General features: G+C 70.8%; 15 protein-coding genes. 8 read left to right on the top strand and 7 right to left on the bottom strand.

The window, feature by feature from the left end; translation table 11 throughout:
• The first annotated feature begins 236 nt into the window (after window positions 1-236).
• The 4 genes from C492_RS01580 to C492_RS01565 all read left to right on the top strand — a co-directional run bounded on the left by C492_RS01580 (window position 237) and on the right by C492_RS01565 (window position 5,320).
• Complete coding sequence (locus C492_RS01580) at window positions 237-2,117, top strand: hypothetical protein (RefSeq protein WP_008419876.1); 1,881 nt, start codon at window positions 237-239, stop codon at window positions 2,115-2,117.
• A 245-nt stretch (window positions 2,118-2,362) separates the two neighbouring features.
• Complete coding sequence (locus C492_RS01575) at window positions 2,363-2,665, top strand: hypothetical protein (RefSeq protein WP_049892610.1); 303 nt, start codon at window positions 2,363-2,365, stop codon at window positions 2,663-2,665.
• The gene (locus C492_RS01570; RefSeq protein ID WP_008419872.1) at window positions 2,666-3,691 is read left to right on the top strand and encodes a GNAT family N-acetyltransferase; all 1,026 of its coding nucleotides are present in this window, start codon (window positions 2,666-2,668) and stop codon (window positions 3,689-3,691) included.
• Between the two features lie 102 nt (window positions 3,692-3,793).
• A complete protein-coding gene (locus C492_RS01565) occupies window positions 3,794-5,320 on the top strand; it encodes a lipopolysaccharide biosynthesis protein (RefSeq protein WP_008419870.1) in 1,527 nt (508 codons plus the stop codon).
• A 104-nt stretch (window positions 5,321-5,424) separates the two neighbouring features.
• On the opposite strand, the gene C492_RS01560 is transcribed toward C492_RS01565, so the two are convergent.
• Window positions 5,425-6,300, bottom strand: a complete 876-nt coding sequence (locus C492_RS01560; protein ID WP_008419869.1) for a hypothetical protein — start codon at window positions 6,298-6,300, stop codon at window positions 5,425-5,427.
• A gap of 352 nt (window positions 6,301-6,652) precedes the next feature.
• Here C492_RS01560 and C492_RS01555 point away from each other — a divergent pair, with 352 nt between their 5' ends.
• Together C492_RS01555 and glmS are read left to right on the top strand one after the other, a co-directional pair.
• On the top strand, window positions 6,653-7,588 hold the full coding sequence (locus tag C492_RS01555; RefSeq protein WP_008419867.1) for a DUF1616 domain-containing protein: 936 nt from the start codon (window positions 6,653-6,655) through the stop codon (window positions 7,586-7,588).
• Between the two features lie 257 nt (window positions 7,589-7,845).
• Entirely contained in the window at window positions 7,846-9,642 is a 1,797-nt protein-coding gene (glmS, locus tag C492_RS01550) for a glutamine--fructose-6-phosphate transaminase (isomerizing) (RefSeq protein ID WP_008419865.1), read from the top strand.
• On the opposite strand, the gene C492_RS01545 is transcribed toward glmS, so the two are convergent.
• The 3 genes from C492_RS01545 to cofD all read right to left on the bottom strand — a co-directional run bounded on the left by C492_RS01545 (window position 9,629) and on the right by cofD (window position 13,517).
• A complete protein-coding gene (locus C492_RS01545) occupies window positions 9,629-11,509 on the bottom strand; it encodes an outer membrane protein assembly factor BamB family protein (RefSeq protein ID WP_008419863.1) in 1,881 nt (626 codons plus the stop codon). The genes glmS and C492_RS01545 overlap by 14 nt on opposite strands.
• 264 nt (window positions 11,510-11,773) lie before the next feature.
• Entirely contained in the window at window positions 11,774-12,523 is a 750-nt protein-coding gene (locus C492_RS01540) for a tRNA-dihydrouridine synthase (protein ID WP_008419861.1), read from the bottom strand.
• Between the two features lies 1 nt (window position 12,524).
• Complete coding sequence (gene cofD / locus C492_RS01535; RefSeq protein WP_008419859.1) at window positions 12,525-13,517, bottom strand: 2-phospho-L-lactate transferase; 993 nt, start codon at window positions 13,515-13,517, stop codon at window positions 12,525-12,527.
• Window positions 13,518-13,805: 288 nt separating this feature from the next.
• On the opposite strand from cofD, the gene C492_RS01530 reads away from it, so the two are divergent.
• Window positions 13,806-14,846, top strand: a complete 1,041-nt coding sequence (locus tag C492_RS01530; RefSeq protein ID WP_008419858.1) for a zinc-binding dehydrogenase — start codon at window positions 13,806-13,808, stop codon at window positions 14,844-14,846.
• 296 nt (window positions 14,847-15,142) lie between these two features.
• On the opposite strand, the gene C492_RS01525 is transcribed toward C492_RS01530, so the two are convergent.
• The 3 genes from C492_RS01525 to C492_RS01515 all read right to left on the bottom strand — a co-directional run bounded on the left by C492_RS01525 (window position 15,143) and on the right by C492_RS01515 (window position 18,141).
• Entirely contained in the window at window positions 15,143-15,943 is an 801-nt protein-coding gene (locus C492_RS01525; protein ID WP_008419857.1) for an aldo/keto reductase, read from the bottom strand.
• A gap of 68 nt (window positions 15,944-16,011) precedes the next feature.
• Window positions 16,012-16,515, bottom strand: coding sequence for a DsrE family protein (locus C492_RS01520; RefSeq protein WP_008419856.1), 504 nt, complete (start codon window positions 16,513-16,515; stop codon window positions 16,012-16,014).
• A 63-nt stretch (window positions 16,516-16,578) separates the two neighbouring features.
• Window positions 16,579-18,141: a hypothetical protein gene (locus C492_RS01515; RefSeq protein WP_008419855.1), complete on the bottom strand. Its 1,563-nt coding sequence runs from the start codon at window positions 18,139-18,141 to the stop codon at window positions 16,579-16,581.
• A 113-nt stretch (window positions 18,142-18,254) separates the two neighbouring features.
• On the opposite strand from C492_RS01515, the gene ligA reads away from it, so the two are divergent.
• Entirely contained in the window at window positions 18,255-20,051 is a 1,797-nt protein-coding gene (gene ligA, locus C492_RS01510; protein ID WP_008419854.1) for an ATP-dependent DNA ligase LigA, read from the top strand.
• Window positions 20,052-20,064 lie beyond the last annotated feature (13 nt).

Raw genomic sequence — 20,064 nt, 5'->3', positions numbered from 1 at the left:
TTGTCGTCGGCCGAGCGCGACGACGGCGCGATAACGCCGGGTTACCGCCGGCCCGACCCGAGGGCCGGACTCCGCGGACGGCGCCGTCCGTCGCGACGCAGCGACCGATTACCCGAGTCGGCGCCGTCGAACGTGCTGTACCATTTTTCGTCCCGGTTCGCGTAGCGGCGCCTCGATATGCGCCACCGTTCGGCGGCGTCGGCCGCGACGGCCCGCGGTCGGCCCCGGAGGGGACCGTGAGCCGACTCCCGCTCGAGCCGGTGCGCTCGCTCTCGATCGCGCTCGCGGGAACGGCCGCGCTGGGGGTCGGACTCCCCCTCGTTCTCGGGTTCCCGAACCTGTCGATCCTCGGGCTGTACGTCGCCGTTCCGATGATCGCCGCGCCCCTCGCGGTCCGTCGGTTGGGCGCCGATCGGCGGGATTTAGGAGAGTCGACGCCGACGGTTCGGGTCGACTGGCGGCTCTGGTCGACGGCGTTTCACCTTCTTGCGGGCGCGCTCGTGGTCGTGCTGGTCGCGACCGACGTCCGCCCCTACGGGTTCTACGCGGGCGTCGCCGCCCTCTACGGGCTCTGTTTCCTGCTGATCGTAACCGGGGACGGGCGGTCGCGCCGCGCGGTCGCGCTCTATCACCTGGTCGCCGTCCTCCTGCTGGTCGTCTACAGCGTCACGCTGAACTACGACTTCTTCGTCGGCCACACCGACCTCTCGGCCCACACCGCCATCGTGCGCTCGATCCTCGAGACCGGGCGGACGGCGACGGTGGTACCGATCTACGAGTCGTTTCAGCTCTGGCACGTCTACGCCGCGTTCGGGTCGCTCCTGCTGGGCGACGGCGTCGCCGCCCACACGACGGCGTACGTGCTCTCGGGCGGGCTGTTCGCGGCGGGTCTCGGGCTAATCGACGGGCTCGCTCGCCGGCTCCACCCGGACGAGACGTTCGGACTCCTCTCGGCGCTGGTCGCGGTCGCCTTTCCGCTGTACCTCTTCTACGGGATGTACTCGATCCCCCGCAGCGCGACGTCGATCTTCCTGCTGGCGCTGCTGGTCGCGCTCGCGAGCCGCCCGACCGCGGGCGTGCGCCTGTTGACCGTCGGGCTCGTCGTCGCCATCGTGATCGCCCACCCCGCCACGATTCCGTTCGTGCTGGCGGTCCTCGCCCTCGTCGCGCTGGCCGAGCGCGCGACCGCCCGCCCCGAACCGCTGGTCGACGCCTACGTCCTCGCCGTCTCCGTCCTCGCGACGGGACTGTACTGGCTGTACGCCGCCGAGGGCGTCGTCACCCGGCTCGCGGGAACGATCGAGGCGACGCTGTCCGGGGCCTCGGAGTCGGCCGTCCCCGAGGGCGTGGTCGCCAGCCCCTGGGTCGAGGTCGCGAACTACGTCCCCTACGGCTTCGCGCTCTTTTTCCTCCTGCTCGGGGTCCTCTTCCTGCTCGAGCGCCGAGGCCGAGGGGCGGATGCGACCGAGGACGCCCCGGACGCGGCCGTCGCCGGCGACGGCGGCCGACTCCGGAGCCCGCACCTGCTGACCGTCGGGCTCGTCGCGGTCGCGCTCGCGCCGCTGGTCTTTCCCGGCCCGCTGCTCTTGCTCGACGCGCTGGCCGGGGTCAACGTCGACCGGTTCGGCCACTACGCGTTCGCGTTCGTCGCGCTGACGGGCGGGTACGGCCTGTACGAACTCGTCGGGCGGGGCGGTCCCGCCGCGTTGCTCGCCGCGCTCGTGGTGCTCTCGCTGTTCGGGTTCGCCGCGGTCTCGAACGACTTCACCGCCTCCGACAACCCCGTCGTCGAGCGCCCGTTCTACACCTTCTACCTCGAGGACGAGGAGCGCGCCTCCTTCGAGGCGATCGACGACCGCTACCGCGGCGCCTTCGGCGCGGATCGGATCAGCTGTCGGTACCTGGGCGAACTCCACGGCGCGCGGTGCTCGGTGATCGACGCCGCCGCGGGCGAGGCCATGTTTGAGGCCCACGACGCCGTTCTCGTCCGCGAGGGCGAACTCGAGGATCGTCCGCTGCAGTTCTCGGCCTACGTCGAGGAGGCCGATCTGCCCCGGGAGGAACTCGAGGAGCGGGATCGGGTCTACGACTCGGGAACGGTGTCGTTCCACGCCTGATACGGATCGCTGTACCGGTGTCCCGGCGCAGCCGTCAGACGGTTCGCGGCTGCGCCGGAACTGACGTACAGTAAACGGTATGAGAGCGCCGTCGGGTCGGGGCCGCGAGGTCCGCGTCGGGATCGACGGTCCAGACGCCCCACCCGCTTCGCCTGCCGCCCCCGGGTGCACAACGCCGTATTACCGCACCCTCGAGCGCGAAATCGTCGGTCGGATTTACGTCCCCGGTCGTGGACGGCCGGGTGATGACGACCCCGCGTCGACGCCGATACCTCCGAGCGCAGCTGGCCTGGCTGCTCGCGGCCGCGCTCTGCCTCGCCGCCCTCGGGGCGTTCTCCCTCGGGGCGTACGTCCTGCTCGCGGTCCTCGGAAGCGTCGTCCTCGACGAGGTGTTGACCCCGGTGGCGGTCGAGCCGCGCTGGCGCCCCCGGTGGCTCCTCCCGGTCGGGCTCCTCGCGGCCGCGATCGTCGTCGTCCTCCGCACGCTCGAGTTGCTGTCGCTCGGGCTCTCGCCGGGGGCGCTCGCCGCTCCGGGGGTGGTGCCGTAGATGTCCCTCGAAGTCGAACGCGTGGACGGGATCCGGGAGGCGAACCGGAACCAGTGGAACCACGTCGTCGAGCACGCCGACCTGGGCTGTGTCTTCCACCGCTATGAGTGGCTCCGGGCGGTCGAGGACGGCATGGACCGCGAGCCCCGACACCTGCTGGTCTCGAAGAAGGGCAACCCGATCGCCGTCTACCCGAACGTCGTCGACGACCTCGGCCCCGTCGGCAGGCTGAAGTCGATCCACCCCGGTTTCGGCGGCCCGATCGCGGCGACCGACGAGGAGCGCGCGATCGAACTCCTCCTCGACGCCGTCGCCGAGCGTTGCGACGGGCGGATCCTGTTCAACCAGATCCGCCCCTACGACCAGGGGTTCGTCCGCTACCACGACCTCCTCCGGGAGCGGGGCTACAGGGTCGCCGTCCGCTCGAGCCGGTTCGTCCTCGATCTTACCCGGGGGTGGGAGCCGATCCTCGAAGGGATGGACGGCAAGCGCCGCCGCGGCATCCGGCGGGGTCACGAGGCCGACGTCGAGGTCGTCGAGGAGTCCGCGAGCGCGTCGGTGCTCGCCGACTTTCACGACGACTACGCGCGGGTGATGGACCGCGTCGGCCTGTCCGCGTTCCCGCGCTCGTTTCTCGCCGAACTCGGGCGGTTCGACGAGCGGATCGCGATCTTCTCGCTCCGGGTCGACGGACGGCGGCGAGGGATGTTCCTGTACGTCGTCGACGAGGAGCAGTCGGGATTACAACACCTCTACTCCGCGGTGACCGAGGAGCACTTCGAGCACCACGCGCCGGAGCTGCTCCACGAGCACGCGATCAACTGGGCGATCGATCGGGGGTACGACACCTACGAGCTCCGCGGCTCGGCGCCCGATTTCCGAAACGGCGTGTTCCGGTTCAAGGAGTACTTCGGCGCCCGGCCGATCCCGCTGTTGCTCTGGGAGCGCGGTCGGCCGGCGCCCGCGCTGTCGGCGCTGAACCTCGCCCGAACGCTCCACCGGCAGTTCGATCCGCCGTGGCCGTGAGCCGCCGCGGACGGGGGCGCCCGCGGGGCAAAGCGGGCGCTCGCCGCGGGTCGTTCGGGCGCGGCGGACGCGCACAGCCGACGCCACCGTCGGCGGATCCGCGTGGCTGACTCGCTGTCGTCGGCGGTGCGGTCGGTCGTCGGCGCGAAACTGTTCGTCGTCCTCGCGGGCGTGGTGTTCACGCCGGCGCTGGTCCGGCTGATCGGGCCGGCGGAGTACGGGCGGTACGCGCTCGTGCTCTCGATCTACGGGCTCGTCAACGTCGTCGTCATCGGCGGCGCCGGCGACGCGGTCCGCAAGTACATCTCCGAGCGGTCGGACCCGGTCTGGCGGGCCGCGGTCTACGGCTACGCGTTCCGCCCGGCGCTTATCCTCGGCGTCCTCGTCGCCGCCGCCTTCTGGCTGGCCGCGCGGTCCGGCCTCGCGGCCCGCCTGTTCGGCGCGCCCTTCACGTCGCTGTTTTACCTCCTCGGGGCGTACGCCGTCGCCAGCCAGCTCGCCTCGCACAACCTGCGGACGCTGATGGGCCTCGAGCGGGAGTCGCGTTCGGAGCCGCTGAAGGTCCTCGAGAAGGCGCTGTTCGTCGTCACCGCCCTGGGGCTGGCCGTCCTGGGCTTCGGCGTCGAGGGGGTACTGATCGGCCACGTCTTCGCCAGCGCGGCGGCGTTCGTCCTCGCGCTCCCGGTCATCGCGCGGTCGATCCCGCTGCGGGCGCTCGTCTCGCCCCCGGACGTCGACCTGCCGAAACGCGGGATCGTCCGCTACCTCGCGAGCACGGCCGTCTTTTTCCTGTTTCTGAACTCGCTGTACCACGTCGACGTCGTCCTCCTGCAGGCCTGGACGACCGACGAGACCGTCGGCTACTACCGCGGGGCGCTCTCGATCGCCGAGTTCCTCTGGCTGACCCCGATCGCGGTCCAGCTCGTGCTCCTCCAGCGCACCTCGAGTCTCTGGGCGACGGACGACCTCGCGGCGATCCAGCGCCGGGCCGAGCGGGCCACCCGGTACGTCCTTCTGCTGACCGTCCTGCTCGCGGTCGGCGTCGCCGCGCTGGCCGGGGCGTTCGTCCCGCTGTACCTCGGCCCGGCGTTCGAGCCGTCGGTCCGCCCGCTGTTGCTGTTGCTCCCCGGGGTCGTCGGGTTCGCGGTCGCGCGACCGACGCTGGCGATCAACCAGAGCCGGCGATCCCTGCGACCGCTGCTGGTCGCGACGGGCGCCTGCTCGCTGATCAACCTCGCGCTGAACCTGGCGCTGATCCCGGACTACGGGATGGCCGGCGCGGCGGTCGCGACCTCGATCGGCTACGGCAGCCTGGTCGGATTCCAGGCGCTGGCCGCCCGCCGGCTGGGCTACCGCCCGCTGGCGGGGCTTCGGTGGCGACCGATCCTCGCCTCGGCCGCGGGGACCGCCCTCGTCGTCGTCCCGATCGCGCTCCTGTCGCCCCCGCTGCTCGCGCTCGCGGTCGTTCCGCCGCTGGGGGGGCTGACCTACGCGGCGCTGGCGGTCGTTACGGGCGCGTTGACCCGCGAGGAGGTCGGCGAGGTGCTCGACGGGATCGGCGTCGTCCCACGGGGGCTCGAGCGGCGGCTGGTCGTCGCCGTCGATCGGCTGCCGAAGCTTCGGGAGTGAGAGACGGCGTCGTCCCGCGAGGGTCGTCCTCGGTCAGCCGACGGACACCGTCGAGGCTCCGGCGCCGGTCCCGCCGCTGACGAACCGCCGGGCGACGGGCGGGATCAGCCGTCGACGTCGCCCGCGTCGGCGTCGCCGTGGCTCGTCCCGTCGGGCTCCCATCGGCAGGTGACCCGTCGTTCGCCGGTCCGTTCCGCCAGCACGATCGTATCGACCGGGCGCTCGAGCCCGACCGCAAGCCCGACCCCCAGGATTGAGACGACGGGGTGGTCGAACCGGTCGACGGGACCGAAGACGCCAGCCGAAACCGCGACGTCGAGCCGCCCGTCCTCGGCGTCGACCGACGGGTCGGCCCGATCGCCGAGCTCGAAGCGATCGGTGAGCGCCTCGGTCAGCTGCTCGGCCAGCCGTTCGGGGTCGCCCGCCAGCCCGTCCTCGAGCGAGCGCTCGAGCTCGGCGACGAACGGGGCGCCGATCGGATCGAGCGACAGTGTCTCGCCCTCGGCCTCGCCCCCGTCCCCGATGGCGTCCGCCGATCGCGGGCGGTCGGCCGCGAGGGGGACGACCAGGCGAACGCCGCCGGGTCCGCCTCCGGCGACGGGCGCGTAGCGACGGTCGCCGGTGGCACCGACCGACTCAGCGAGCCGGGCGAGGTTCCGCGCGCTCGTCTCGTACGCCCGCGTCGCGTCCCGAGCCTCGATCGCGCGTTCGGGCTCGAGTTCGAACGCCAGCGCGGCGGCGAACCCGCCGATCCCGGCGAGCGCGAACAGGACCGCCCGGCCGTCGGGGAGGGCGAGCCCGGCGACGAACGCCAGCGCGCCGAGGGCGGCGAATCCCACCGACGGAGTCGGGACCCGCCCGTCGAAGCTACGGGCGTCCTCGCGACCGCGCGAGAACCGCTCGGCGTCGCTCGCGTTCGGTCGGGAGTCGTCCGACGAGCGCCGACGGACCGCCCGGCCGTCGGCGGGATCGGCCGTCACNGGCGACCGCCCCCCTCGAGCGGGCGCGGCGGCGCGGCTCGAGCCGAGGCGAGCGAGCCGGGCGAACGTTCGGGAACGTGACACGAGATGCTACCCGGCGAACGTACGGCGAAGGGGCGTTTGAAGCTGTGGGATCGAAACGTCGTATTTCCTCGCGTTCGGCCCGATAACGCCGAGTTTACCGGTGCTCGAGGGCGGGCGATCGCTCCCGGGTTACCGGCCCGCGGTTCGGGTCCGGCGGGGCCGTTCCGGCGGATCGAGGACGCGGCTCCAGTCCGTCGATCACACCCGAGAGACCGTTCGGAGCGACGACTAACGGGTTTTATGCGCCGACGGCTGAAGGTCCGGGCCGATGGGGTCGAACGGCGAATCCGGACCCGGCTGGCGACTCCCCGCCGACCTCGCCGCCGCGCTCGCGCTGACGGCGCTGGTAACCGTCGCTGCGTTCGCGCCCGCGGTTCGGGAGACGCCGGCTCGAGTCCCGCTCGGGCTCGCCTTCCTGCTTCTCGTGCCGGGCTACGTCGTCGTCGCCGCGCTGTTTCCGCGCCGAGACGACATCGACGGCGTCGATCGGCTCTCCCTGTCGGTCGTCGCGAGCGCGATCGCGGTGCCGGCCGTCGGGCTGGCGCTGAACGCGACGCCGTGGGGGATCCGGCTCGAGCCGATGCTGGTCGGGACGTCGCTGTTCACCGTCGCGGGCTGTGTCCTCGCGGCGCGGCGACGGCTGGCCGTGCGGCCCGACGAGCGCTTCCGGATCCCCTCCCGCGAGCGGGCGCGACGGGGGGTCGCGGCCGTTCGACCGAACGGGATCGTCGACCTCGCGCTGACGCTGTCGCTCGCGGTCGCCGTTGCCGTCGCGGTCGGCGCGGTCGGGTTCGCCGTCGCCGATCACTACGGCTACGGGCCCGTCGGCGAGGACGACGGCGCCGCGGCGATCTCGCTGCTCGACGACGACGGCGACCTGCTGACGAACGACTCGTCGCTCGAGCCCGGGTCGACGGTCGCGATCGGGGTCGACAACGGCGCCGCCGAGGACCGAACGTTCGCGGTCGTCGCGATAGGACGGACGCTCGAGGACGACGGATCCGTCGCCGGCGAGCGAGAACTCGAGCGGTTCGACGTCGCGGTCGGGGGCGGCGAGACCGAGATCGTCGAGCGCGACCTCGGGGCGACGGGGGAGACGGATCGGGTCGTCTGGCTGCTGTACTCCGGGGCGGTCCCGCCGGAGCCCGCGCCCGACTCCGCGGACGCGTACGTCTCGCTCTCGACGGAATCGGACGGCGCATAGCTCGCCGCGGCCGACGCGTCGGCGCTCCTCGCCGTTTCGGACGATCGGGAAGCGATCGGTCCGTCGCCGCGGACGGTTCGAGCGGTATATCCTCAGTTGGAGTGACGGGAGGGTCGACGGCAACCAAGGTGGTCGTTCTCGAGGGGCCTGGCGATGTCCGAACCCGTCGCGACCCCCGGCGAGGAGACGCCCCCGCCCGCTCCCGAGCGGCGCGGCCGCGGGACGACGACCCACGAGCGGGCGGAGGCGCGGTCGTAATGTGCGGTATCATCGGGTACGCGAGCGCCCGGGACGACCGCCCCGTCCTCGAGGTCCTCTCGAACGGGCTCTCGCGGCTCGAGTACCGCGGCTACGACTCGGCGGGGGTCGCCCTCGCCGCGTCCGAGGTGTCGGTCTACAAGCGCGAGGGCGAAGTCACAGCCCTCGAGGAGCAACTCCCCGACGCGCCCGTCGACGCTCTGGCGGGGATCGGCCACACCCGCTGGAGCACCCACGGCCCCCCGACCGACGAGAACGCCCACCCCCACACCGACTGCCGGGACCGCGTCGCCGTCGTCCACAACGGGATCGTCGAGAACTACCGGGAACTGCGCGCGGAACTCGAGGCGGCGGGCCACGCCTTCGATAGCGAGACCGACACCGAGGTCATCCCGCACCTGATCGGGGCGGCCCTCGAGGGCGGCGCCGACGCCGACGCCGCGTTCCGCCGGGCGATCGAACGCCTCGAGGGGAGCTACGCCGTGGCCGCGGTGTTTCGGGGCTGCGAGGCGGTGTACGCGACGCGATACCGGTCCCCGCTCGTGCTCGGCGTCGACGACCGCTGCGCGCTGCTGGCCAGCGACGTCCCCGCGTTCCTCGAGTACACCGACGAGGTCGTCTACCTCGAGGACGGCCAGTTCGCGACGATCGGACCGACCGGGGTCGAGGTGCGGGACCGACGGGGCGCGCCCGTCGACGTCTCGGTCGAGACCGTCGACTGGAACCCCGAGGACGCGGGCAAGAGCGGCTACGAGCACTACACGCTCAAGGAAATCCACGAGCAGCCCCGCGCGGTGCGCCAGTGTCTCCGCGGCCGCCCGCAACCGTTCGAGGGGTCGATCTCGATCGAGGAACTCGAGGACGTCCCCCGGCCGACCGAGGTGCAGTTCGCGGCCTGCGGAACGTCGTACCACGCGTCGCTGTACGCCGCCCGGCTGTTCCGCGAACGCGGCGTTCGCGCGACGGCCTTCCTCGCGAGCGAGTACGACGCCGCGGCGGTGCCGATCGACGAGGGGACACTCGTCGTCGGCGTCACCCAGAGCGGCGAGACCGCCGACACCCTGCGCGCGCTCCGGACCGCGAACGCGGTCGGCGCGCGGACCCTCGCCGTGACCAACGTCGTCGGCAGTTCGGCGGCCCGCGAAACCGACCGCGCGATGTACGTCCGCGCGGGGCCGGAGATCGGCGTCGCCGCCACGAAGACGTTCACTTCCCAGCAGGTCGCCCTGGCGATGCTCTCGAGCGCGCTCACCGACGACCGCTCCGGGGAGTTCGTCGCGGCGCTTCGGGCGCTGCCCGACCGGATCCAGTCGATCCTCGACGACTCCCGCGCGAGGGAGATCGCCGCGGAGTACGTCGGCTCGGACGCGTACTTCTTCGTCGGCCGCGGGCTGGCACACCCGGTCGCGCTCGAGGGTGCGCTGAAGACGAAAGAGCTCACCTACGAGCACGCCGAGGGGTTCGCCGCGGGCGAGCTCAAACACGGGCCGCTGGCGCTCGTGACCCCGGAGACGCCGGTGATCGCGCTGGTGAGCGGGCGGGCGAACACCGAGCGGATGCTCGGAACGATCACGGAGGTCCGGGCTCGCGGGGCGCCGGTCGTCGCCGTCACCGACGACCCCGAGTCGGTCGAACGCCGCGTCGATCGCGTCCTCCGGGTGCCCGAGACCCACCGGCGGTTCTTCCCGATCCTGGCGAACGTCCAGCTCCAGTTGCTCGCCTACTGGGTCGCGAACGGCCTCGGGCGGTCGATCGACAAGCCGCGCAACCTCGCGAAGAGCGTCACCGTTGAGTGATCGGACTACTCCGCGGCGTCCTCGTCGACGCTCGCGTACCGGCGGAGCCACTCGAGGCCCAGCGCGCCGCCGACGACGCCGACACCCGCCGTGAAACCGGGCATCCCGTCGGTGTCGGCAGCGGCGGTCTCGGCGTCCTCGCCGCCCANCCCGCCGTGAAACCGGGCATCCCGTCGGTGTCGGCAGCGGCGGTCTCGGCGTCCTCGCCGCCCTGATCGGTCGCGGAGCTGTTCTCGTCGACGCCCCGCGGGTCGTCGCTTCCGCCGTCGGCCGTCGATCCGTCGCTTCCGCCGTCGGTCCCGCCGGGGCCGTCGTCGGTCGCGTTCGCGTCGTCCCCCGCCTCCTCGCCGGCGTAGCCGTCGTCCGCGCCGTCGACGGTCCCGTCGACTCCGGGGTTGTCGCCGCCGTCCGATTCGCCCTCGCTCGATCCCTCGGCGTCGGCCGTCGTCCCGTCGACCGAACCGTCGCTCGAGGCGTCGTCGGACGAGTCGGTCCCGTCGGATTGGCTTCCGTCCTCGAGGTCCCCGTCCTCGACGTCGACGCTCGCGTTTTCGTCGTCGGTCTCGGCCGCCGTCTCGTCGGGTTCGGGATCGACCTCGTCGCTCTCGGAGTCGCCCTCCCCCGGCTCGTCCCCGGAGTCGCCGGCGTCATCCGTCTCGGCGTCCGGTTCGTTCCCCGCGTCGTCGTTCGACCGCTCCTCGGCGCCGTCGTCGGGATCGTCCCTCGGATCGTCCTCGGCGTCGTCGGTCGACGTCTCGTCCGCTCCGGACTCGTCGCCGTCCGCGCCCTCCTCGGACTCGTTCCCGTCGTTCGCCGCGGCGTCGCCCGCCCGAATCGCCACCAGCCGCTCGTCGCCCCCCGCCTCGCCCGCCGAGACGTAGATCGTATCCTCGCTGGCGGCGTACCGCTCCGACAGGTCGGCGACGTCGACGTCGGCGTGGGTGAACGTCCACCGTTCGGTTCCGTCCTCGAGGTCGAACCCGTACAGCGCGTTCACGGTCTCGTCGCCCGGGTAGTAGGGGACGACGACCGTCTCGCCGACGATCACGGGTCGACGCCAGGCGTCGGTGCCGCCGCGCTCGCGCCACCGCTCGGACTCCCCGTGGCCGGCGCTCGAGATCCCGTGGCGGTCGGTCGCGACCCGCGTCTCGTCGGTCATCGCCGGGGGGAACCTGACCGTGAGCCGCTCGAGTTCCGCGCCCGTCTCGGCGTCGAGCACGGGGTGGGTCTCCCCGTCGCTGATCGAACCCGTGTAGACCCGATCCCCGACGGCTATCACGTAGCCGTGGGGATCCCACCGCCAGGGCTCCCAGTAGGTCCACCGCGTCTCGCCGGTGGTCGCCTCGAGCGCGGCGAAACCCGCGGTGCCGTCGTACCCGGTCCCCTCGCCGACGGCCGCGTAGACGGTCCCGCCCGCGACCGCGACGGGCAGGGGCGCGAACCCGACGTCGGCGTCGTCGACGTCGACGTTCGCGGCCGACCGTTCGAGGGCGACCCGCTCCCGGCGCCAGGCCGTCGAGCCGTCGGCGGCGTCGACCGCGAGCAACTCCCCGTCCGCGTCGTCTACGGCGTGGACCTCGCTTCCGGTCCGGAGGTAGACCGCACCGTCGACGGCCGCGAGGTCGCCCGTCCGGTCGTAGGTCCAGGCGATCCCCTCCGGCTCCGGGAACGACCCCTCCGCGGGGACGAACGCGGTGTTGCCCGCGTTTCCGCGGGCGGACGACCACCCGCGTTCGTCTCCGGCGGTCGCTGCCTCGACGTTCGCTGTCGTCGCGTCCGCCCCTGCGGTTCCGACGGAGGCCAGCGTTGCCCCCGTCGCGAGCGCTACACCGGTCGACAGAACGGATCGACGGCGCCAGTGTGCCATGTTCCCTCGTTCGTCGGGAGGGGCATTGCTATCCGGTTGCTATCGGCGAATTTGTTCTATACACAACTGTTACAGTCAATTGTATCGTCCAGTATCCACTCAATATATTCCCGACCGTACCGAACACGGGACTCGGAACCTGCAGCGCCGTCGGTTGGGTTCGGGGATAGTAACCGACGACTAACTGGACGAAAAAATCGGGGTCCGAGCGCCGATCGGAGTCGCTCGTCGACGCCGGGCTCGCGCGGCTCCCGCCGCGAGCGGCTACGCCGTTCGGTCGGGGTCGAGACGGCGCTCGACCGCCTCGCTGACGCGCTCGAGCACCGCGGGGTCGTCGCTGGGGCGGCCGACGCTGACCGCGTCGGCGCCGTGAGCGGCGTACTCCCGGACCGTCTCGTCGCCGCGCACGCCGTTGTTCGCGATCACGTACAGGTCGGTCGCCGCGACGACGTCGGCGATCGTCGACTCGGTGTCCATCGCGTCGACGTGGAGGAACGAGGCGCCCGCGTCCTCGAGTGCGGTCGCGAGGGCCGGTAGGTCGACCCCCGGGATCTCCGCGCGGACCTTGACCCCGACGACGGCGCCCGTCCCGGCCGCGCGGGCGACGTACGCCGCGAGTCGATCGGCGTCGCGCAACAGGGTCTCGCCGCAGCCGACGGCACAGAGCTCGTCCTGGCGACAGTGGGCGTTGATCTCGAGGACGGCCCCCCGATCCCGACAGATCCGGGCCGCGTCGACGACCGGTTCCGGGGTCGCGCTGCGGACGTTGAAACCCGGGCGGATCGGGACGTCCTCGAGGGCGGCCAGTTGCGCGTCGACGAACGCAAGCGGGTCCGCGGGGAGGAACTCGTTACGGTCGCGGTCGGCGACCATCTCCCGGGCGGCGGCCCTCGAGTCCGCGTCGAGCGCGATTCCCCCGAGGAAAGCGGCGCCCGCGTAGTCGGCGCCGGCGCGGGCCCAGTCGGCGTCGGCCTCGCCGCTGAGGCTCGCCAGTGCGAGCGGCGGTTCGAACATCTCAGCGCACCCGCTCGAGGGCATCTGCGACCGCGCCGAGGACGCGCTCGGCGTCGCTCGGGTCGTCGATTCTGATGTCAGTCCGGGCCGTCGGTGCCTCGAGGCACGTCCCGTCGTCCGCGTCGAGCACGAACGCGTCGGCGAAGGGGTAGGCTTCGGCCAGGCCCGCGGTGCCGGGCTCGTAGCCGACGGCGTCCATCAGCTCCGCGGCGGGCCCCGAGAACGCCTCGTCGCCGAGGAACGGCGAGACGGCGACGACGGTCGTCTCCGCGAGCGCGTCGGCGATTCCCGGCACCGCCAGCATCGGCCCGACGCTGGTAACGGGGTTCGAGGGCCCGACGACGACGGGCTCGGACAGCGCCTCGAGCACGCCGGGGGCGGGGTCGGCGTCCTCGGCGCCGCGGAACTCGACGGTCTCGACGGTCGGCTCGCCGCGCTCGGCGACCCAGTACTCCTGGAAGTGCATCGGGCCGTCGGGGGTGTGGACGACGCTCGCAACGGGATCGTCGCTCATCGGCAGGAGGTCAATCTCGAGGTCGAACGCGTCGGCGAGGGTTTCGGTCGCCTCGCTCAGCGAGTGCCCCCGATCGAGGAGGCTCGTCCGGGTGATGTGGACCGCGCGGTCGCGGTCGCCGATCGTCATGAACTCCGCGATCCCCGAGAAGCGCCGCCAGCGCGCGATCTCTCGACCCGCGGTCTGTCTCTCGTCGGCGAGGTACTGCGGGCCCGTCGGTAGCGCCGCGGCGTCGGCCAGCGCGAACAGCTCGGCGTTGGTCTCGTGGGTGTCGCCCTCGATTCCCCACCACGTCTCGCGGTCGAGGACGTCCCCGCCCTGAAAGAGCACGGTGTCGACGTCCGGCGAGACGAACAGCCCCCCGAGCTCGATGTCGTCGCCCGTGTTAGCGACGACGGTCGTCTCCGCCGGCGTGAACGCGGCCCCGAGGCCGTCGAGCAGCTTCGGCGTCCCGGTGCCCCCGGAGAGAAACGTGACCATACGCGGAGTATCGAGCGAGGGCGCCTAATGCGTTGCGACCCCGCGTGGCCAGGGGCGTGAGGGCACCGTCGAACAGCACACAGACCCTCGCTGCGAGAACGATACGTACAGAGGATCGATGTAGCACGGACGTGTAATTATTTATTTGTTTCACACTAACTCAGCCGACCACCGGAATCAATCGTTGTCCGGAGTCGGAAATATCAACGGATTAACTGACTTTCCGCAAGCTATTTCGTCACTTGTCGATATATAGTTTTATGATTGACGAGCTGTTCGCCTCACGTGATGCAAGCAATCCAGTTCGAGAGTCACGGCGACCGCGACGTACTCGAATACGGCGAGTTCCCGGACCCTGAGGTCGGTCGGGATGAGGTACTGGTCGACGTGAAGGCCGCCGCGTTGAACCATCTCGACATCTGGACCCGACGCGGACTGCCGGGGATCGATCTCGAGATGCCCCACATTCCCGGAAGCGACGCGGCGGGCGTAGTCAGCGAGGTCGGCGAGGACGTCCACCGGTTCGAGGAGGGCGACCGGGTCGCGGTCATAGCGGGAAAAAGTGGTGGCGGCGACGAGTTCTCTCGGAAAGGTGATCCGACGCTCGCGCCGGATTTCCACATCATCGGTGAGCATGTCCGCGGCGTCCACAGCGAGTACGCCGCAGTACCGGCCGAGAACCTCACACCGGTGCCCGAAGGCGTCGACTGGGAGACGGCCGCGGCGTCGCCGCTCGTGTTCCAGACCGGGTGGCGGATGCTCAGAGATCGGGGCGACCTCAAGAGTGGTGAGTCGGTGCTCGTCCTCGGGGCCTCCGGCGGCGTCGGCCACGCAGCGGTCCAGATCGCCGACCACGCCGGCGCAGAGGTGTTCGCGACCGCAAGCAGCGAGGAGAAACTGGAGTACGCGGAGGAACTCGGTGCCGACCACACGATCAACTACGAGGAAGCGGACTTCGCGAGCGGGATCCGAGACCTGACCGACGGTCGCGGCGTCGACATGGTCGTCGACCACGTCGGCGCACAGACCTGGCAGTCCTCGCTGAAGAGCCTCGTGAAGGGGGGTCGCGTCGTCACCTGTGGCGCGACGACCGGTGGGAACCCAGAGACCGACCTCAACCGTATTTTCTGGAACCAGCTGTCGGTCATCGGGTCGACGATGGCCACGCCGGGACAGGCGGACGAGGTGCTGGAACTGGTGTGGGACGGCACGTTCGAGCCGCGCATCCGAGAGACGTTCCCGATGAGCGAGATCGCCGACGCCCACGAACTGCTCGAAGAGCGGGATGGCTTCGGGAAAGTCGTCGTCGTCCCCGACAGCGAGCTGTAGTAACCGTCGCCTGAACCGATTTCCAGATACGGGTGTGTGATTGGTTCTGAAATCATACCGAAATAACCCGTTCTGGCCGATCAAACACACTCGTTGTGCCTTTCTTTGATCTCTTGGTGTTCGTTCTCGACAATCCTCGTAACGTGGTGACTCTGTGTCCTGTATCTTGCACGACGAAGCGAACACCATCTATAACTGGTAGAAATGTCAGTGGTACATTCGCACTGCAGACGTATCGCCGGCTGTTCCTTTCACACGCGTACTGACCGACTGAGTCATCGAAATCGACAGCGTCGCTACCGGTTCCAGGCCGCCTCGTCGGGGTCGACCAGTCGCTCGCCCCGATCGAGGGCGGCGATGCGCTCGCGCTCGTCCTCGGTCAGTTCGATCTCGAGGGCCGAATAGTTCTCGCGGATGTGCTCGCCGGTTCCCTTCGGAATCGGGACGACGCCCTCCCGCCCGTAGTGCCAGGCCAGCGCGACCTGAACCGGGGTCGCGTCGTGGGCCTCGGCGATCTCCCGCAGTTCGTCAATCTCGTTGACCTCGGCCTTCGCGATGGGGCAGTACGCGACGGTCGTCACGTTCCGCTCGCGCGCGAAAGAGACGAGATCGTCCTGCTGGAGCCGCGGATGGAGTTCGACCTGGTTGGCGAGGACGGGGGCCTCGAGGATCTCGAGCGCCTCCTCGAGCAGGTCGGGCGTGAAGTTGCTGACGCCGACGTGGTCGGTCCAGCCGCGGTCGCGAACCTCGTCGAACGCCGGAAGGGTGTCCTCGGGGTCGTAGGCGCCGGTCGGCCAGTGGACGTACAGCAGGTCGACCGACTCGACGCCCAGGCGCTCGAGGCTCTCCGCGGTCGTCTCGAGGACGTCCTCGCGCGCGAGGTTCTCGGGGTGGACCTTCGTCGCGAGGAAGACCTCCTCGCGGTCGACGTCGCTGGCCTCGAGCGCGCGGCCGACGGCCCGCTCGTTGTCGTACATCTGTGCCGTATCGACGTGGCGGTAGCCGGCCTCGAGCGCCTCGACGACGGCGTCGGTACAGGCCTCGCCCTCGTGGCCGGACGTCCCCAGTCCCGGCTGCGGAATCGGATCGGATGACATACGCGGTCGTACGCCCGCCCGTCACTCGGTGGTGGGGAAAGCGGCAAGGCGGTTCTGGACGAGCCCCGCTACGGAACCTTGATGTAACCGTAGCCCTCGGCCTGCCGTTTGGCGAGTTCGCCGACCGCGGAGGGGACGGTATCCACGCCGGAGAGGAGGTCCGATTCCGAGACGCCGAGCCCGTCCATGGAGTTTTCGCACGCGGCGAACTCGATGCCCGACTCCGACAGCGACCGAACGCGGTCGGCGTGCTCGGACTCCCCGTCGACGAGAACGAAGATACCGCGCGAGTTGGCGACCAGTCGAACGACGTCGTTGTCGACGGTCGAGTCGTCCACGAGGTTCTCGGCGTTGTTCAGCGCTGTCCCGTGGTCCGACGGGTCGGCACTCGAGAGGTGCAGGAGCGTCCGGATCGGCGGTTCCTGGCCCTCCCCTTCGGTCTGCTCGGACCCCTTTTCGTCGGTCCCTTCGGGCTCCGCTTCGTCCTCGCTCGAGCGGCCGGCCGCGTAGCCGCCGACTGCGCCGACGCCGAATATCGAGCCGGCCCCCGCGAGATACTTTCTCCTGTCCATGTCTGATAGTACAGGTGCGTGAACAAAAGGATGGGAGATCTCTACGCGACGTTCGGGCCGCCGCTACTGATCGACGACCCAGTCGGCGAAACTCCCCTCGAGTAAGGTCTCGGACTGGTTGGCGACGTAGGTCTGTTGCATCGACTCGATCGCCTCGGCGAGGTCGGCGCCGTCCTCGAGTTCGGCGCGAACCCGTTCGCGCTTCCAGCTGGCGGGCGTGGTGTTCTGGCGGACGCGCCGACGGAGCGGGTAGAGGTACTTCGCGGCCTCCTCCTCGGTGAGCCCGCGGTTCGTGAGCCCGTCCTCGGCGTGGGCCAGCAGGTCCTCGTAGAGCTCGAGGCGGTCGGTCGTCTCCTTGCCGTCGTTTGTGATCCAGGTCAGCTCGGCGTCGAACCCCTCGCGCATCGCGGCGTAGAAGTTCTCGCGGGCGACCTCCCAGTCGAGTTCGACGACCGGGTGCTCGAGTCGGGTCAGGCTCTCGAGCAGGCCGGCGAAGGCCGCGAGAAACGAAATCGAGTCCCGGACGGTGGGCTGGGCGGCGACGGGACGGAACTCGATTCGGGCGTTGGCGGCCGAGCGGGTCGGCCCGCCGAAGACGGGGCGGACCCACCGCCAGTAGGTGCCGTGCTTTCGCCGGAAGTGCGAGAAGCCGTCGTCGAAGCGCTCGCCGGCCTCGACGGGCATCGGGACGATGGTGTCGTCGTCGGCGACGCGGTCGATCGCCTCGTCGACGCTCGCTAAGTCCTTCGGGAACCGGACCTTCCCCTCTCCCGTCGAGGGATCGTTGAGCACCGTCTCGAAGACGCTGATCCGGTGTTCCATCCAGCCGTCGGCGAGGACCTCCTCGGCCGTCGCCGACTCGTCGTACAGATCCGGCGGGAAAAACGGCGAGTTGACCCCCAGCGCGAGCAGCGGGCCGGCCGTCCGCAACGCGTAGTTGAAGTAGAGCGGCAGGTCGGAGGCGTGGGCCACCTGGTAGTGGGGCTGGATCGAGGTGATCAGGCTCTCGGGCATGACCGTGTCCGCCTGCAGGGAGACGTGGGGGGCCTCGATGCGCATCCCCGCAGTGTCGGCCCCGCTGGTGTTGGCCATCGCGTGGTAGCGACCCGAATCGCTCATGTTCGTCGCGATGCGGATCGTTCGCTCGGTGCCGTCGGGATCCGTGATCGTCTGCTCGATGCTGTCGGTAAGGTAGGTCGCCGCGTTCTCGCCCTCCGGCGGGATCGTCCACAGCGAGTCGCTCACCAGCCGCATCCCCTCCGACTGGGTGACCCGCAGCGCCGTCTGCAGCCGCGCCTTGATCTCGGCTTCCTGGGCGACCAGCCCGTACGCGCTCAGCGGCTGGGGGCTGGTCGTCATCTCGGCGTTGTGCAGCCCCAGTTCCTTCTCGAAGCCGATCAGCTCGAGCAGCCGTCGGGGGACCCGCCGCAGCGTGCAGTCGTCGGACTTGACCGCGTAGAACTCGTACTCGAAGCCGACGATCGCCTGCGGGTTGTCGAAGACGCCGTCCTCGACGGCGTCCTTGATCACCTCGGCGTCGTCCTCGGCCCGGCCGCGAAACTCGTCGGCGTCGACGGACAGCACGTCCGCGACCCGCGCCGCGAGCTCCGCCTCTCCTGATGACATACACCCGTGTCCGCGCCCGACTGTCTTGAAAGCACGCCCTCGAGTCGACGCCGGCGGCGCAGTACGGCCGATCTCCGAACCGTTTTACACCCGCCGACGGCTACACTCCCCCGATGGAGTTCGCCACGTTCGCCGACCGCGCCGCCGCGATCGAAGCCGAGCCCGCGGACCTCGAGACCGTCGCCCGCGTCGCGACCCTGCTCGAGGACGCGGCCGACGGAGACGGGGGCCGGACCGTCGCGGTCGTCGCCCGCTACGTTCAGGGCCGGGTCTTTCCCGCCTGGACCTCGAGAACGCTCGATATCGGACCCAGCGCCTGCTACGAGGCGATCGCCCGCGCGGCGGGGACGAACGTCTCCCCCGACGACGTCGAGGACCGACTCGCCGAGGTCGGCGAGATCGGTGACGTGGCCGCGAGCTACGACTTCGGCGGCCAGCGTGGACTGAGCGCGTTCGCGGGCGGCGACGACAGCGCGAACGGAGGCGGCGGCCTCACCGTCCCGGAGGTCGACGAGGCCCTGTACGAGCTCGCGGCCGCGGAGGGGTCGGGCAGCCAGGACCGCAAGGTCGACCTGCTCTTTGGCCTGTTCAATCGCTGTTCGAGCGACGAGGCCAGGTACCTCGCGCGGCTGGTCCTCTCGGAGATGCGCATCGGCGTCGGCGAGGGGACGGTCCGGAACGCGATCGGCGAGGCGTTCGACGTCCCCGTCGAGCGCGTCGAGCGCGCCCTGCAGGTGTCGAACGACTACGGCGAGGTCGCCCGCGTCGCTCGCGAGGACGGGCGCGAGGGCCTCGACGCGATGACCCTCGAGGTCGGCCGCCCCGTCCAGGCGATGCTCGCCCAGGCCGGCACCGTCACCGGAGCCCTCGAGGACTGGGACGAGGCCGGCGTGGAATGGAAGTACGACGGGGCCAGAGTCCAACTGCACTACGATCCGGGCGGCGTGGCGATCGACGGCGCGGACGCGACCGTCGCCGCCGACGACGCGGGCGAGATCCGCGTCTTCTCGCGGAACATGGAGGACGTCACCGACGCGCTCCCCGAGGTCGTCGAGTTCGCCGACGAGCACCTCGCCGAACCCGCCATCCTCGACGGCGAGGTCGTCGCGGTCGACGACGACGGCGAGCCGCTGCCGTTCCAGGAGGTGCTCAAGCGGTTCCGGCGCAAACACGACGTCGCGAAGGCCCGCGAGGACGTCGCGGTGCGCCCGGTCTTCTTCGACTGTCTCCACGCCGACGGCGAGGACCTGCTCGAGGAGCCGCTGACGACCCGCCACGAGCGCCTCGAGGCCGTCCTCCGCGAGGATTCCGAGCGGGAGCCCGACGAGGTCGAGGGGCTGTCCCTGCTGTGGCGCACCGACGATCCCGACGAGATCGAACGGATCGACGCCGACGCCCTCGAGGCGGGCCACGAGGGGCTCATGCTCAAGGATCCCGACTCGACGTACTCGCCGGGCCGTCGCGGGAAACACTGGCGCAAACGCAAGCCGGACGTCGAGACGCTCGATTGTGTCGTGACGGGCGCCGAGTGGGGCGAGGGTCGACGCGCGACGTTTCTGGGCACGTTCGAGCTGTCGGTGCGAGACGGCGACGGCGAGAAACGACGGTCCGCCGGCTCCGCGGTGGAACCGCGGAACCTCGAGACCGTCGGCAAGGTCGCGACCGGGATCACGGACGAGAAGCTCGCGGAGCTGACCGAGCTGCTCGAGCCCCACGTCGCGAGCGAGGACGGAACGCGCGTCGAGCTCGAGCCCGCTGTCGTCTTCGAGGTCGGCTACGAGGAGATCCAGACCTCGCCGACGTACTCGTCGGGCTACGCCCTGCGGTTCCCGCGGTTCGTCGGCGTGCGCTCGGACAAGGACCCCGCCGACGCCGACACCGTGGAGCGACTCGAGCGCCTCCGGGGGTGACCTCCGTCCGCGC

It is taken from the genome of Natronococcus jeotgali DSM 18795, from assembly GCF_000337695.1.
In the GTDB taxonomy this organism is placed as follows: Archaea; Halobacteriota; Halobacteria; order Halobacteriales; family Natrialbaceae; genus Natronococcus; species Natronococcus jeotgali.
Note: the sequence above shows the minus strand (reverse complement) of the source record. Positions and strands in the feature narration are given on the sequence as shown.